The sequence below is a fragment of the Sphingomonas sp. genome, assembly GCF_013816785.1.
GTDB lineage: Bacteria > Pseudomonadota > Alphaproteobacteria > Sphingomonadales > Sphingomonadaceae > Sphingomicrobium.
This window is the reverse complement of the sequence record NZ_JACDDV010000021.1, coordinates 18,905-33,762: the sequence shown is the minus strand read 5'-3', so window position 1 is coordinate 33,762 and position 14,858 is coordinate 18,905. Positions and strand designations below refer to the sequence as shown.

The following is a 14,858-nucleotide window of genomic DNA, read 5'->3' as shown; positions in this document are numbered from 1 at the left end:
GCGCAGTCGATGCCCAAGGGCGCGTCATCTGGGGCGACCAGCTGCTGATCATCCTCGCCGGCCCAGTGCTCAAGGCCGAGCCGGGAGCGACGATCATCGCCGATGTGAAAGCCAGCCAAACCCTGTTCGACCGCATTGCGGAGATGGGCGGCAAACCGCTGATGTGGAAGACCGGCCACAGCCTGATCAAGTCGAAGATGAAGGAAACCGGGTCGCCGTTGGCGGGCGAAATGAGCGGCCACATCTTCTTTAAGCATGAGTGGTACGGCTTCGACGATGCGCTCTACGCCGCCGTCCGCCTGATCCGTGCGGTGTCGGAAAGCGGCAAGACACTGACCGAACTGAAGAGCGAAATGCTGGTGTCGGTCGCCACCCCCGAACTCCGCTTCCAGGTCGACGAAAGCCGCAAGGTGGCGGTGATCGAAGAAGTCGCGGCGCGTCTTGCTGAGGAAGGCGCCAAGGTCGACAAAACCGACGGCGTTCGCGTCAAAACCGCCGATGGATGGTGGCTCCTGCGCGCCTCGAACACCCAGGATGTCCTTGTCGCGCGGGCGGAGTCGAAGGATCAGGCGGGGCTGGATCGCCTGATGGCAACGATTAACGCGCAACTGAAAGCTTCAGGGATCGAAGCAGTCGAGGCGGCGCACTAGCGTCGCCTTTCGACCATTGCGGACGTTAGGGCGTGGTGATCGATTGCTCCTGCACAGGAACATCAGCGCGGGTGACAACGAGCCTCTCACGTTCGGCCTCTTCTGCTCGCCAGGCGTGTTGGTTCCGAAAGAGAGCCGCTACGAAACGCGAAGGGTCAACATCATCCCAAGCGACTACCGAGTTCCTCCATGCGATGGTCAAGCGAAGATCCGGTTGGCTCGTCGCATTGCTTCGTAGTCTTGGCCGCGTAATCCGCATCCATAAGATGCGCCCATCCGCAATCTCGCGTTTCAGGAGCGGCAGCTTGTTCTTGTTGAACAAGGTGAGGAAGCGTTCCGTCTGACCGGGCTCAATCCAATAGGAGTGCTCCAGAACAAAGGGGGCATCGACGGGAGCGTTTCGTTGCGCCGTACCCTCGGCCGGCAATAGTACTGTGAGGACGAGCGCCCAAACCGCGATGAACCTCATATCCCTCCCCTTATGAGGTACACAGTACGGCACTTGCCGAACCGTTTACAATGTCCGCATTCCACCCATTGCGGACGCCCCCAATCTCAATCGTCCTCATCTTCATAGCCCACCAAATTGAGCTCGCGCGCCTTGACCTGGTGCAACATGCACCAGTGCATCAGCGCATCCTCGCGCCCATGCGTGATCCACACTTCCTTGGGCGCGACGTCTTTGATCGTCTGGGTCAGTTCGTCCCAATCCGCATGATCCGAGATGATCAGCGGCAGCTCGACGTTCTTTTGCCGCGCGCGCTGACGGATGCGCATCCAGCCTGAGGCCATTGCCGTCACCGGATCGGGCAGCCGCCGCGACCAGCGGTCGTTGAGCGCCGACGGCGGGCAGATGACGATCCGCCCTTGAAGCTCCTCCTTCTTCGCGTCCGCTACCGGCCGCAACTCACCGAGCGGAACGCCGAGCTCCTCATACAATCGGCACAGCCGCTCCATCGCGCCGTGATAATAGATCGGCGCGTCATGTCCCCGCGCGCGCAACTCGGCGATCACCCGCTGCGCCTTGCCCAGCGCATAGGCGCCGACCAGGATGCAGCGGTCGGGCTCGGCGTGGAGGCGGTGGAGCAACCGGTCGATCTCGCTGGCCGTGTCGGGATGATGGAACACCGGCAGTCCGAAAGTCGCCTCGGTGATGAAAATATCGCATGGCGTGACCTCGAACGGCGCGCACGTCGGGTCCGGCCGCCGCTTGTAATCGCCGGACACGACCACCCGCTCGCCGCCATAGTCGAGGATGATTTGCGCCGAACCCAGTACATGGCCGGCGGGCACAAAGCTCACCTCGACCTCGCCGATCCGCACCCGCTCGCCATAAGCGACCGCATGCGCGTTCTGCTGGCCATAGCGCACGTCCATGATCGCCAGCGTTTCCGCCGTTGCCCATACCGCGCCATGGCCGCCCCGCGCATGATCGGCGTGGCCATGCGTGACCAGCGCCCGCTCCTTGGGCTGCGACGGATCGACCCACGCATCCGCGGGTTTGACGTAGATGCCTTCGGGAAAAGGCTCGATCCAGGAACCCAGCCGGGCCATTGCAGGGTTATAGTCCCTGAAACGCCCGGCGGTTCCCGGCGCGATTGGAAAGGATCGACATGCAGGAAACTGGCACTTGGGGGCTCATCACAGTCATTGGTCCAATCATCTTGCTGGCCCTGTTCGTCTGGGTCATTCTGCGCAACCGCAAGTCAAGGGTTAGCAAGGATGTCACCGAACGGGCCACCAAGGCCAATTATGCGGCGGAGGATGCGGCCCTGAAGGATGAAGAAGGACGCTGAGCCAGCCCCTTCCTCCAATATTATCCAATTGGTTCGCCGAACGCGGCTGGTCGCCCCGGCGGCACCAGCTGGCGATGCTGGACGCCGCGCGGGCGGGCGAACATGTCCTGCTGGTCGCCGCCACTGGGGCCGGCAAGACGCTGGCCGGGTTCCTGCCAACGCTGGTCGACCTGATCGAACGGCCGACGACCGGCCTTCACACGCTGTACGTCTCCCCACTGAAGGCGCTGGCGGTCGATGTCCAACGCAACCTGCTGACTCCGATCGAGGAGATGGGGCTTGATCTCCGGGTCGAGACCCGCACCGGCGACACGCCATCCGACCGCAAGGCGCGGCAACGCGTCCGCCCCCCACAAATCCTGCTGACAACGCCCGAATCGCTTAGCCTGCTTCTGAGCTATCCCGACAGCGGGCTGTTGTTCGAAAATCTGCGGACCATCGTCGTCGATGAAATCCACGCCTTCGCCAGGGAGAAGCGCGGCGACCTGCTGTCGCTGTCGATAGCCCGGCTGCAGCGGCTCGCCTCCAATCTCCGCCGCGTCGGCCTGTCCGCGACGATCAGCGATTCCGAGGCCTATCGCGGCTGGCTTGCGCCCGATGCGGACCAGGAATTGGTGAGGCTGGTCGAAGGCGATCCAGGGGCCGAACCTAACTTGTCGATTCTGATCCCCGAAAATCGGATCCCATGGTCCGGCCATTCGGGCCGCCATGCCGCGCGCGAAGTGATGGAATTGATCGAAACGCACCAGACGACATTGGTCTTCTGCAACACCCGCAGCCTGGCCGAGTTGATCTTCCAGGACCTGTGGGCGGTCAACGACAAGGCGCTCGCGATCGGCATCCACCACGGCAGCCTGGCGCTCGAAGCGCGGCGCAAGGTCGAAGCGGCGATGGCGGCCGGCAAGCTTCGGGGGCTGGTCGCGACCTCGAGCCTCGACCTCGGCATCGACTGGGGCGACATCGACCTGGTCGTGCAAATGGGCGCACCGAAAGGCTCGTCGCGGCTGCTGCAGCGGATCGGCCGCGCTAATCATCGACTGGACGAGCCGTCCAAGGGCGTGATCGTTCCAGGGAACCGGTTCGAATATCTCGAAGCCCGCGCGGCGCTCGACGCCATCGACGACGGCGAGCTCGATCCGGAAATCTTCCGCCCGGGCGCGCTCGACGTGCTTGCCCAGCATATATTGGCGGTGGCTTGCGCCGCCCCGTTCAAGGAACCCGACCTGCTTGCCGAGGTCCGATCGGCCGCGCCGTACGCGGGTCTCTCCGAGGAGACGTTCACCGAAATTCTCAATTTCATCGCCACCGGCGGCTATGCGCTGCGCGCCTATGACAAATACCGCCGGCTGGTGCCCGACGGCCCGGAAGGATGGCGCATCGCTCGGCCCGTCGTTGCCCTTCAACACCGGCTCAACGCGGGCATCATCGTTGAGCAGCCATTGCTCGCTGTGCGGTTCAAAAATGGCCGCAAGCTCGGCACGGTCGAGGAGGGCTTCGCCTCGACATTGACACCAGGTGACCATTTCTTCTTCGCCGGGCTCAGCCTGGAGGTGGAGCGGATCAAGGACGGCGACATCCTCGTCCACGCCTCGTCCAAATCGGCGCGGATCGTGACTTACGGCGGGCAGCGCATGTCGATGTCGACGCATCTCGCCAACCGCGTCCGCCATATGCTGTGTGATCGCAACGCCTGGATCCGCTTTCCCGACGATGTGCGCGAGTGGCTGGAGGTCCAGGGCGAACGCTCGACGCTTCCCGAACCGCACGAATTATTGGTCGAAACCTTCGCCCATCATGGCAGGCATTATATGGTCGCTTACAGCTTCGAAGGTTGGAACGCGCATCAGTCGCTCGGCATGCTGATCACCCGCCGGATGGAGAATGCCGGGCTGAAGCCGCTCGGCTTCGTCGCCAACGACTATGGCCTCGCCTGCTACGGGCTCGAACCGATCCGCGACCCCAGGGCTCTGTTCTCCCCCGACATCCTCGAAAAGGAGTTCGTCGACTGGGTCGAGCAATCCTATCTTTTGAAGACCGCGTTTCGCGAGGTCGCGGTGATCGGCGGGCTGGTCGAGCGACAGCATCCGGGCAAGCGCAAGACTGGCCGCCAGGTCAGTTTCTCGACCGACCTCATCTACGATGTCCTGCGCCGCTACGAGCCGGAGCATCTGCTGCTCCGCGCCGCCTGGAGCGATGCGCGCGCACGGATGACTGAGCTGGGCCGTCTCGTCCGCCTGGTCGATCGCGCCTCGGCCACCATGGTCCATGTCGAGGCCGACCGCATCACGCCGATGGCCGTGCCGCTGATGGTCATCGTCGGCCGCGAGGCAATGCCACCCGGCGGCGAAGCGGACGAAAGTTTGTTGGTCGAGGCCGAGGCGCTCGCCGCGGAAGCGATGCGGCTCGACTGATCGTTCATCGACGCGCCACGCGACATCGGTCATGAAGCAGCGATGCGCATCCTGTTCGCCCTTGCCGCCCTCCCTGCCCTCTCGGGCTGCGTCGTCGGCACCATCGCCAGCACCGCGGTCGACGTCGTCACCCTGCCAGTCAAGGCCGCTTCGGCCGGCGTCGACGCGGTGACCACCAGCCAGGCCGAGGCCGACCAGAAGCGGGGGCGCGATCTACGCAAGGCCGAAGAAGCCGCCGGCCGGCTAGCGCGCGAGCGGGAGAAAGCGTGCGCCAGGGCCCGCTCCAGCGGCGAGCCTTGCGCAGTGCAGCCGCCGCCCCGATAAGCGGGCGTGCGCTATTTCCTCGACACCGAATATGATGGCTTCGGCGGGCCGCTCCTCAGCCTGGCGCTGGTGCCCGAGGATGGTGGTGAGGAATTTTACGCGGTCATCGCGCACGATCGCGTAGCCGACCCGTGGGTCGAGCGGCACGTCGTTCCCTTCCTCGACATGGTGCCCGAAGCGCTCGGCGGCCCGCGGCTGTCGCGCCGCGACGCCGCCGGAGCGCTCGTTCATTGGCTGGCGCATGATAGCGCACCGGACATCATCGCCGACTGGCCCGAGGATCTGGCGCAGCTGGCGATGCTGCTGGTCACCGGCCCTGGGCAGATGGTCCATAGTCCGCCGCTGACCCTGCGCTTCGTCCCGCTCCACGGCTTTTCGACCGCCGCCAACAGCGCCGTGCCTCACAATGCCTTGCACGACGCGCGGGCGCTGCGCGATCACATCATGAAGCAGTTGGAATAGAGCGCCTTTCCCGTCTACAGCTCAACTCATGGTTCCCTTTTCGTTCGCCGGCTACGACTTCCTCGCCAGCCCCGACGGCGCGCTCTACTGGCCCGCCGAGCGGGCGCTTCTGGTTGCCGACCTTCACCTCGAAAAGGCGAGCTGGTTCGCGCGATGGGGGCAGATGCTGCCGCCTTACGATTCGCACGCCACGCTCACCGCGCTCGCCCGCGACATCGACCGCACCGGGGTCAGCCGCCTCTATTGTCTCGGCGACAGTTTTCACGACCGTTTCGGCTGCGACCGCCTGCTCCCCGACGCCCGCGCCCTGCTCGCCTCGCTCACGTCGCGGATTGATTGGGTATGGATCACCGGCAACCATGACGCCGGCTTCATCGACCATTGTGGTGGTCGGCTGGTCGAGGAGGATCGCGTTGCCGGGCTAGTCCTCCGTCACGAAGCGGTCGCGGGCGACCCGACCCCCGAATTATCGGGCCACTATCATCCCAAGTTCCGCGTCAACCTGAGGGGTCGCCACGTTTCGCGTCGCTGCTTCGTCGCCAGCGAAACCAAGCTCATCTTCCCCGCTTACGGTGCGTTCACCGGCGGCCTCGACGCGGGCCACCCCGAGATTGTGAAAAAGGTCGGATCCGGTGCGTCGGCGCTGGTGCCGGTCACCGACCGACTCCTAAGATTCCCGATCGCGGCCTAGGCCAAGCGCGCCGATATTAGCCCACGAACGATGTTCCCAATGAAGAAACCGTCCTTAAGATCGCCGGGGGTTAGCTCGGCCTCCTCGGCGCGACCTTCGTCGATCAGCTTGGCGCGGAGGATGCCGGGGATCAGCCCACGGCTAAGCATAGGTGTCAGCAATTTGTCGCCGCGTTCGACGAAAATACTGGTGCGGCTGCCCTCGGTGACCTGGCCGTCGGGATCGACGAAGATCGTTTCATAGGCACCGTCCTCCTGCCGCGCCCGGTCGTAGAAGCGGCGGTCGCTGGTTTTGTGGCGCAGACGGAAATCGGCCGAGTCGACCGGCAGCGGGCGTAGCGCGACCCGCACCGGGGCTTTGGGCGGGTCGTCGAACGGCTTGACCTGGATAGCCATCGCCCCGGTCCGCGACAGCAGCAGTCTGACCATCGCCCGCTCCTTGCGCCCGAAGGTAGCCGCCTGCAACTCGTTGCGCGCGGCGTGGCGGTCGAAGCGAAAATCGAGGTCGGTCGCCGACGCACCCATCCGGTCGAGATGCCGGTCGAGTTCGGCGATCCCGGCGCTGGGGTCGAACCGCATCGTCTCGATCAGGTCGAACTGTTGGGCCTCGCGCCGCACGAAATCCCCCTTGAGCAGGCACTCGGCCCATTCATCGCTTGCCAAGCTGTCGACGACAAGCCCCGATCCAAGGCCAAGCCGCGCGTGGGTAGCGCCCGCCGGCCATTCGAGCGTCCGGATCATCACATTGAACGCCGCGTCGCCGGACCCATTTTCATTGGGCGGCTCGATCCACCCCATCGATCCGGTATAGGCCCCGCGCGGCTCGGGCTCGAGCCGGCGCAGCGCCTCGATCGCCGCCACCTTGGGCGCGCCAGTGACCGACCCGCACGGGAAAATCGTTCGCAGCACCTCGATTGCATCGACACCCGAGCGAAGCCGAGCAGTGATCCGGCTGACCAGCTGGTGAAGCGTCGGATAGGTTTCGACCACGAACAGTTCGGGCACCGCGACGCTGCCGGTTTCGGAAACCCGGGCCAAATCGTTGCGCATCAGATCGACGATCATCAGATTCTCGGCGCACTGCTTCTCGTCCGCCATCAGCGCCGACGCTTCGGCCCGGTCGGCGGCGGGGTCGGCGCGGCGCGGCGCGGTGCCCTTCATCGGCTTGGTTTCGATCACGCCATCGCGGATGGTGAAGAACTGCTCGGGCGAGAGCGAAACCAGCGCCCGGTCCTCGGCCACCAGTACACCGCCCCATCCGGCCTTCGATGACCGCTTGAGCCGCGCGTAAAGCGCCAGCGGGTCGCCCGCGACCGCAACGTCGCAGCCGAATGTCAAATTGGCCTGGTAATAATCTCCGGCGAACAAATGCTCGCGCACTTGGCCCGCCGCGGCCTCGTAGTCGAGGCGCGACATGCGCGGGTGGATCGGGCCGACATAGGCTCCTTCGGGCGGCGGCAACACACTGTCGAGATCGGGCGTCCCATACCGGTCGAACAGCCCGAAGTTGAGCAGCGGACCCTCGGCTTTCCGCGCGTTGGGAGCGAGCTTGGGATCGAACGCATAGCCAGCTTCAAAGGCGAGATAACCCGCCGCATGTGCCCCCGCGGCGACCGCCGCGCGAATCTCGTCCATCGCCCCCGCGACCTCACCCAGTTCCCACGCGACGACCGTCCGCACCGGCGCGCGGTACAGCCGCGGCGCCGTGCCGCCGTCGCGTGCATCATCGAATAAAATCCACATCGCCCGCCATTGCCCCGCTTCGCCCGTCCCCGTAAACCCTGCCGGTCATCACGTCCGGAGGAATAGAAATGCGTTCGTCCATCATGCTCGCCGCCTTGCTGCTTGCCTCGCCCGCCCTCGCGCAGCAGCCGATCGATCCGAAGGTCAAGGCGCGCATCGACCGCATCCTCAAGCGCACCCCGCTGATCGATGGCCACAACGACATCGCCGAACAACTGCGAGAGAATTACGGGCTCAAGGTCGACCGGCTTGAGAACGGCACCGCCGACTGGAAACCCAAGAGCCTAATGACCGACATGGCGCGGCTCCACGCCGGGCGCGTCGGCGGCCAGTTCTGGTCGGTCTATATCGACGCCGCGGTCCATGGCGACGAGGCGATCCGCCAGACAATCGAGCAGATCGACATCGTCGACCGGATGATCGCTGCCTATCCGGGCGACCTCGAACGCGCCGGAACCGCCGACGACATCGTCCGCATCCACAAGAAGGGCAGGGTCGCCTCGCTGATCGGCATCGAGGGCGGGCACCAGATCGGCGGCAGCCTGGCCGCGCTTCGTCAATTCTACCGTCTCGGCGCGCGCTACATGACGCTGACCCACTGGGCGACGACCGAATGGGCCGACAGCGCGACGGACGATCCCAAGCATGGCGGCTTGAGCCCGTTCGGCGTGGCGGTCGTCAAGGAAATGAACCGGCTCGGCATGCTGGTCGATTTGAGCCACGTTAGCGAGGAAACGATGAACGACGCGCTGGACGCCAGCACGGCGCCGGTGATCTTCTCCCACTCCAGCGCCCGCGCCCTCGATCCGCACACCCGCAACGTGCCCGATGCCGTTCTTCGCCGGCTTGCCGCCAACGGCGGCGTGGTGATGATCAACGCCGCGCCGGGATTCGTCAGCGAGGAAGTGCGCCAGTGGGGCGCCAACCGCGCCGCCGAGGAGGCACGACTGAAGGCGCTCTATCTCGGCCTGCCGACTGAACGCGAGGCGCGAATGACGTCGTGGAAGGCCGCGCATCCCGAACCCCGCGCAACTCTCGCGCAGCTCGCCGACCATGTCGATTATGCCGCCAAGGTGGCCGGACACGACCATGTCGGGATCGGCGCCGACCTCGACGGGATCGACACCACCCCGGACGGCTTGTCGAACGTCGCCGATTATCCCAACCTGTTCGCCGAGCTGATCCGCCGCGGCTGGTCGGATGCCGATCTCGCCAAACTCGCTGGCGGCAATGTCCTGCGCGCCCTGCGCGGCGCCGAGGCGACGTCGAGGACCATGGCTTCTGCTCCGCCGGCGCTCGACAAACTGCCGCAGTAGTCGACCGCCGGCGGCGCCACGGGTTGCGTCGATCGCCATCTCCCGCGTAGCTGGTCCGATCATCCGCCAGGGAGTTTTGGTATGCGCCGCTCGATCCTGTTTGCATTGCTTGCCGGGATCGCGGCTCCCGCCGCCGCCGAGGTTGCCAAGCCTGCCGCCCTGACTGCCGACGGAGTGTCCGCCGTGCCCGACGCGCTCGCCGCTGCTTCGCGTCCCTATATGGAATCGCGCAGCGCCGGGTTCGCCGGCTGGAATGCGAGCGACCGCTCGATGCTTATTTCGACCCGGTTCGGCAATGTCGCCCAGCTTCATCGCGTCGCCGGCCCGATGATGGACCGCCGCCAGATCAGCTTTGAGGTCGAGCCTTTGGACGGCAGCTGGTCGCCGACCGGCGATACGCTGGTCGTCAGCAAGGACAATGGCGGCGACGAATTCTTCCAGCTCTATGCCCTCGCCAACGGCCGGCTGGCGCCGCTTACCGCCGGCGGCAAAAGCCGCAACGAGCTCGGCGCGTGGAGCCATGACGGCAAGCTCGTCGGCTTCACCTCGACCGAGCGCAACGGCACCGACACCGACCTCTACATCGTCGATCCGCGCAACCCAGCGTCGAAGAGGCGCGTCGCCGAGGTCAAGGGCGGCGGCTGGAACTTCGGCGACTTCGCGCCCGGCAATGCCCGCGCGGTCGTCGGCGAATATGTCTCGGTGACCAAGTCCAACCTCCACCTGCTCGACGTCGCCAGCGGCCGGCTGTCACCCATCGGCGATCATTCGAAGACGATTGCCTATGGGGGAGCCCAGTTCGCCCCCGACGGGACATTGTGGGTTACCTCCGATGAGGACAGCGACGTCCAGCGCCTCAGCCGCCTCGACACGCGGACCGGAAAATTTACGCCGGTCGGCTCGCAAGGCCGCTGGGACGTCGAGACATTCGACATCAGCGAGAATGGCCGCACCATCGCCTTCGTCACCAACGAGGCGGGCATCGCGCGCCTGTCGCTGATGGACGTCAGGACCGGCCGCATCCGTCGCGTCACCTCGCTTCCAGCCGGTGTGATCGTCGGGCTCGAATTCGCCAAATGGGGGCCGCTCGGCTTCAGCCTGACCTCGGCCAAAAGCCCATCCGACGCCTATTCGCTCGATCCGGCGACGCTCAAGGTCACCCGCTGGACGCAGAGCGAAACCGGCGGACTGAACCCCAACCTCAATGTCGAGCCCGAGCTGGTCGAAGTCAAAAGCTTCGACGGAGAGCCGGTATCGGGTTTCCTCTATCGCCCCGACCCGCGCAGGTTCCCGGGCAAGCGTCCGCTGATCGTCAACATCCACGGCGGCCCCGAGGGTCAGACCCGACCGGTCTTCCTCGGCCGCAACAACTACCTCCTCAACGAGCAGGGCATCGCACTCTTCTTCCCCAACGTTCGTGGCTCGACCGGCTATGGCAAGCGCTTCGTCAGCCTCGACAACGGCCCGTTCAAACGCGAGGATTCGGTCAAGGATGTCGGCGCCTATCTCGACCGCATGTCGGCCGACCCTCGGCTCGATCCGCAGCGGATGGCGGTGACCGGCGGAAGCTACGGCGGCTATATGTGCTACGCCTCGGCGATCGCCTATGCGGCACGGTTCAAGGGCGCCCTTTGCAACGTCGCCATCTCCAACTTCGTCACCTTCCTTGAGGGCACGCAAAGCTATCGCCGCGACCTGCGCCGGGTAGAATATGGCGACGAGCGCGACCCGGCGCAGCGCGCCAAGCTACAGGACATCTCGCCGTTGCGCCGTATCGCCGAGATCAAGGCGCCGCTGTTCATCGTTCAGGGCGCCAATGACCCGCGCGTGCCCAAGGCGGAGGCCGACCAGATCGTCAAGGCGATCCGCGCCCGCGGCGGCACCGCCTGGTATCTGGTCGGCGAGAATGAAGGCCATGGGTTCGCCAAGAAGGAGAATCAGGATTATCTGTTCTGGAACACGCTGGCGTTCTGGGACCGAACCCTGCTCAAGCGATGACCACCGCCAATCCTCCCTTGCGTGCGGCGATCGTGCCGGTGACCCCGTTGCAGCAGAATTGCACGTTGCTGTGGTGCACCGAGACGATGCGCGGCGCCTTTTGCGATCCGGGCGGCGACCTTGACCGATTGAAGGCGGCGCAAGCCCAGCATGGCGTGAGGATCGAGAAGATCATCCTCACCCATGGTCATATCGACCATTGCGGATCGGCGGGGATTCTCGCCGATGAACTCGGCGTGCAGATCGAGGGGCCGCATGAGGAAGACCGCTTCTGGATCGACCGACTGGCCGAGGACGGCGCCCGCTACGGCGTTCCGGGCCAGCCGTTCGAGCCCGACCGGTGGCTGGTCGACGGCGAGACGGTGACGGTTGGCACGCTGACCCTCGACGTCCGCCACTGTCCCGGCCACACCCCGGGGCACATCGTCTTCCACCATCCCGAATCGAAGCTCGCGCTGGTCGGCGACGTCCTTTTTCAGGGATCGATCGGCCGCACCGATTTCCCGCGCGGCAATCATCAGCAGCTGCTCGATTCGATCACTCAGCGGCTGTGGCCCATGGGCGGCGACACCGCTTTCATCCCCGGCCACGGTCCGATGTCGACTTTCGCGCACGAGCGTGCGACCAATCCGTTCGTCGCCGACAGGGCGTTAATGAGGGCGTGAAGCGCTTGCGTCGTGCGGTCATTTCGCTATAGGGCGCACTCGTTCGCGACCTTCCGGCGGCCGCCGCGGGGATAACCCGATGAGCTGGGCGCGGAAAGTCGCCAATTTTTTGGCATTATGTTGAGGTAGAGCCGAAATGGCCGTCCCGAAGAGAAAAACGTCGCCCTCGAAGCGCAACATGCGCCGCAGCCATCATGCGCTGACCCCGGCCAGCTTCCAGGAGTGCCCCAACTGCGGCGAGCTTAAGCTGCCGCACAACCTCTGTTCGGCCTGCGGCCACTATAACGGCCGCGAGATCGTTTCGACCGAGGCTTAGGCGACATCGCGGAAGACGAGGGCAGCGCACGAATGACCGTGAGCCCGCGCATTGCGATCGACGCCATGGGCGGAGATATCGGCCCGGCGGTGATCGTTGCCGGAATGGCCCGCGCGCGGCGCAAGGACCGCGGGCTGGCATTCGACCTCTTTGGCGACGAAGCGCTGATCGCGCCTGAACTCGCCAAGCACCGCCCGCTAGCGGATGCGGTCACCATCCATCACTCCACCGACTCGATTCAGGCGAGCGAAAAGCCTAGCCAAGCAATCCGCCGCGCCAAAACCACGTCGATGGGCATGGCGATCAACGCGGTGAAGATTGGCCAGGCGCATGCTGCCCTGTCGGCCGGTAACACCGGCGCGCTGATGTCGATGGCCAAGCTCGCGCTGCGCACGATGCCCGGCATCGATCGCCCGGCGCTCGCCGCCCTGCTGCCGACCATGGCCCATGATCTGGTAATGCTCGACCTGGGTGCAAACACCGAGTGCGACGCCCAGAATCTGGTCCAGTTCGCGGTCATGGGCTCAGCCTATTCGCGCACCGTCCTTGGCGTCGCCAAGCCGCGGGTTAAGCTGCTTAATATCGGCACCGAGGAGCTAAAAGGCACCGGCGAGCTGAAGGAGGCCGCCGCGCTGCTGCGCGAGGCTGACTATTTGCCGCTGCGCTTCGAAGGCTTCACCGAAGGCGATCGCCTGTCGCGCGGCGACGTCGATGTGGTCGTCACCGACGGTTTCTCGGGCAACATAGCCCTGAAGACCGCCGAAGGCACCGCGCGCTTCGTCACCGACTTGCTGCGCCGCGCATTTACCTCGTCGCTCCGCTCGAAAGCCGGGTTCGCGCTATCGAAGCCCGCGCTCAACCTTCTCAAAGTCCACCTCGACCCAAACAATCACAATGGCGCGGTCTTCCTCGGACTGAACGGTCTCGTGGTGAAGAGTCACGGCAGCGCCAACATCAAGGGCGTCGCCAATGCGATCGGGGTCGCCGCTTCGATGGTCCGCAACGACATCACCCGCAGGATCGGCGAAGATCTGGACGACTTCCGCGCCCATGCCTTTGCCGACGAGGCGGCCGAATGACACTTCGCTCCGTGATCAAGGGGACCGGTTCCGCACTCCCCGCTCGGCGCGTCGATAACGCCGAACTCGCCGCCCGGGTCGACACGTCGGACGAATGGATCGTCGCACGCACCGGGATCCGCAGCCGCTATATCGCCGGCGAGGGTGAGACGACTGCGACGCTCGCCGTCGACGCCTGCCGAAAGGCGCTCGAGGCCGCCGGGCTGCAACCGGCCGACATCGGCCTGATCGTGCTGGCGACCGCGACTCCTGACCAGACCTTCCCAGCGAGCGCGACCAAGGTGCAGGCGATGCTAGGCATCGACGACTGCATTGCGTTCGACGTCGCCGCGGTGTGCACCGGCTTCCTCTACGCACTGTCGGTGGCCGATTCGATGCTCCGCTGCGGCAGCGCGAAACGCGCGCTGGTGATCGGCTCGGAAACCTTCAGCCGCATTCTCGATTGGGAAGACCGCACTACCTGCGTTTTGTTCGGCGATGGTGCCGGCGCATTGGTGCTCGAGGCCGAAGACGGCGACTCGGGGATTTTGGCGACTCGCCTCCATGCCGACGGCCGCCATAGCTGCCTGCTTTATGTCGATGGTGGTCCGTCGACCACGGGAACGGTCGGAAAATTGCGCATGAAGGGCCCCGAGGTATTCCGCCACGCAGTGGTCAACCTCGCCAAGGTTCTGGGCGAAGTGCTTGACGACATCGGACTCTCGGCGGCCGACGTCGATTGGGTAGTCCCTCATCAAGCCAATGCCCGGATCCTCGACGCGACCGCCAAAAAGCTCGGGCTTCCGCCAGAGAAAGTCATTGTCACGGTCGACCGGCACGCCAATACTTCGGCCGCGTCGGTGCCGCTGGCGTTGGATGTCGCGGTGCGTGACGGGCGAATCAAACGCGGCGAGTTGATAGTGCTTGAGGCGATGGGCGGCGGATTTACATGGGGTGCTGCCGCGCTTCGCTATTGAACCGTAAGGAAAAAACCTGGCAAAAGTCGAATTGCCGACGTAGTGGCTTTGCGATACGGTAATGATCGGCGCGGACGAAGGCGCGTTTTCTGGGGGCGGAGAAATATGATGGCGGATGCGGGGATGGCCCGTTCGAACTCTGGTTTGCATTCGGGTACTCTGACCCGCGCTGACCTTTCGGACATCGTTCATAATCGGCTTGGCCTGTCGCGCGCGGAAAGCGCCGGCGTGGTCGAGAAAGTACTTCATCATATGTGCCACGCGCTGAGCGACGGGAAGAACGTCAAAGTGTCGGGATTCGGCACCTTCATCCTGCGCGACAAGGGCGAGCGGGTCGGTCGCAACCCCAAGACCGGGATTGAAGTGCCGATCGCCCCGCGGCGCGTGATGACCTTCCGCGCCAGCCAGATCATGCGCGACCGGATCGCGAAGTAAGCCAGGCTGTGGCGCCG

General features: G+C 65.0%; 15 protein-coding genes and 1 pseudogene. 13 read left to right on the top strand and 3 right to left on the bottom strand.

The genetic code is table 11. From position 1 onward, the window contains the following. A pseudogene (locus H0W65_RS06235) lies at positions 1 to 650 on the top strand (phosphomannomutase); the annotation flags it as partial. Positions 651 to 675: 25 nt separating this feature from the next. Here the strand turns inward: H0W65_RS06235 and H0W65_RS06230 are convergent. Beyond that, a complete protein-coding gene (locus tag H0W65_RS06230) occupies positions 676 to 1,119 on the bottom strand; it encodes a hypothetical protein (RefSeq protein WP_294005335.1) in 444 nt (147 codons plus the stop codon). 86 nt (positions 1,120 to 1,205) lie between these two features. Next, positions 1,206 to 2,204: a ligase-associated DNA damage response exonuclease gene (locus tag H0W65_RS06225; protein ID WP_294005332.1), complete on the bottom strand. Its 999-nt coding sequence runs from the start codon at positions 2,202 to 2,204 to the stop codon at positions 1,206 to 1,208. Between the two features lie 44 nt (positions 2,205 to 2,248). Between H0W65_RS06225 and H0W65_RS06220 the strand changes: the two genes are divergently transcribed. The 5 genes from H0W65_RS06220 to pdeM are packed head-to-tail and all read left to right on the top strand — an operon-like array spanning position 2,249 to position 6,334. Further along, on the top strand, positions 2,249 to 2,446 hold the full coding sequence (locus tag H0W65_RS06220; protein ID WP_294005330.1) for a hypothetical protein: 198 nt from the start codon (positions 2,249 to 2,251) through the stop codon (positions 2,444 to 2,446). Then, a complete protein-coding gene (locus tag H0W65_RS06215) occupies positions 2,443 to 4,857 on the top strand; it encodes a ligase-associated DNA damage response DEXH box helicase (protein ID WP_294005338.1) in 2,415 nt (804 codons plus the stop codon). Before H0W65_RS06220 ends, H0W65_RS06215 begins: the two co-directional genes overlap by 4 nt. A 42-nt stretch (positions 4,858 to 4,899) precedes the next feature. Beyond that, positions 4,900 to 5,181 carry a hypothetical protein gene (locus H0W65_RS06210; protein WP_294005328.1) on the top strand — a complete coding sequence of 94 codons (282 nt, stop codon included), beginning with the start codon at positions 4,900 to 4,902 and terminating at the stop codon, positions 5,179 to 5,181. A 6-nt stretch (positions 5,182 to 5,187) separates the two neighbouring features. Continuing rightward, positions 5,188 to 5,643 (top strand): hypothetical protein, encoded by a 456-nt coding sequence (locus H0W65_RS06205; protein WP_294005325.1) that lies wholly within the window; start codon positions 5,188 to 5,190, stop codon positions 5,641 to 5,643. 28 nt (positions 5,644 to 5,671) lie between these two features. Further along, positions 5,672 to 6,334, top strand: coding sequence for a ligase-associated DNA damage response endonuclease PdeM (gene pdeM, locus H0W65_RS06200; RefSeq protein WP_294005322.1), 663 nt, complete (start codon positions 5,672 to 5,674; stop codon positions 6,332 to 6,334). On the opposite strand, the gene pabB is transcribed toward pdeM, so the two are convergent. Then, positions 6,331 to 8,076, bottom strand: a complete 1,746-nt coding sequence (gene pabB / locus H0W65_RS06195; RefSeq protein WP_294005319.1) for an aminodeoxychorismate synthase component I — start codon at positions 8,074 to 8,076, stop codon at positions 6,331 to 6,333. The genes pdeM and pabB overlap by 4 nt on opposite strands. A 68-nt stretch (positions 8,077 to 8,144) precedes the next feature. On the opposite strand from pabB, the gene H0W65_RS06190 reads away from it, so the two are divergent. The 7 genes from H0W65_RS06190 (at position 8,145) to H0W65_RS06160 (ending at position 14,841) form a co-directional block, all read left to right on the top strand. Continuing rightward, a complete protein-coding gene (locus tag H0W65_RS06190) occupies positions 8,145 to 9,392 on the top strand; it encodes a dipeptidase (protein ID WP_294005316.1) in 1,248 nt (415 codons plus the stop codon). 81 nt (positions 9,393 to 9,473) lie between these two features. Next, on the top strand, positions 9,474 to 11,390 hold the full coding sequence (locus tag H0W65_RS06185; RefSeq protein ID WP_294005313.1) for a prolyl oligopeptidase family serine peptidase: 1,917 nt from the start codon (positions 9,474 to 9,476) through the stop codon (positions 11,388 to 11,390). Further along, the gene (locus tag H0W65_RS06180) at positions 11,387 to 12,055 is read left to right on the top strand and encodes an MBL fold metallo-hydrolase (protein WP_294005310.1); all 669 of its coding nucleotides are present in this window, start codon (positions 11,387 to 11,389) and stop codon (positions 12,053 to 12,055) included. Before H0W65_RS06185 ends, H0W65_RS06180 begins: the two co-directional genes overlap by 4 nt. A 136-nt stretch (positions 12,056 to 12,191) precedes the next feature. Continuing rightward, positions 12,192 to 12,371 carry a 50S ribosomal protein L32 gene (gene rpmF / locus H0W65_RS06175; protein WP_294005306.1) on the top strand — a complete coding sequence of 60 codons (180 nt, stop codon included), beginning with the start codon at positions 12,192 to 12,194 and terminating at the stop codon, positions 12,369 to 12,371. Positions 12,372 to 12,403: 32 nt separating this feature from the next. Next, a complete protein-coding gene (gene plsX / locus H0W65_RS06170) occupies positions 12,404 to 13,450 on the top strand; it encodes a phosphate acyltransferase PlsX (protein ID WP_294005304.1) in 1,047 nt (348 codons plus the stop codon). After that, complete coding sequence (locus tag H0W65_RS06165) at positions 13,447 to 14,406, top strand: beta-ketoacyl-ACP synthase III (protein ID WP_294005301.1); 960 nt, start codon at positions 13,447 to 13,449, stop codon at positions 14,404 to 14,406. Before plsX ends, H0W65_RS06165 begins: the two co-directional genes overlap by 4 nt. A 144-nt stretch (positions 14,407 to 14,550) precedes the next feature. After that, complete coding sequence (locus H0W65_RS06160; RefSeq protein ID WP_294005297.1) at positions 14,551 to 14,841, top strand: integration host factor subunit alpha; 291 nt, start codon at positions 14,551 to 14,553, stop codon at positions 14,839 to 14,841. Positions 14,842 to 14,858 lie beyond the last annotated feature (17 nt).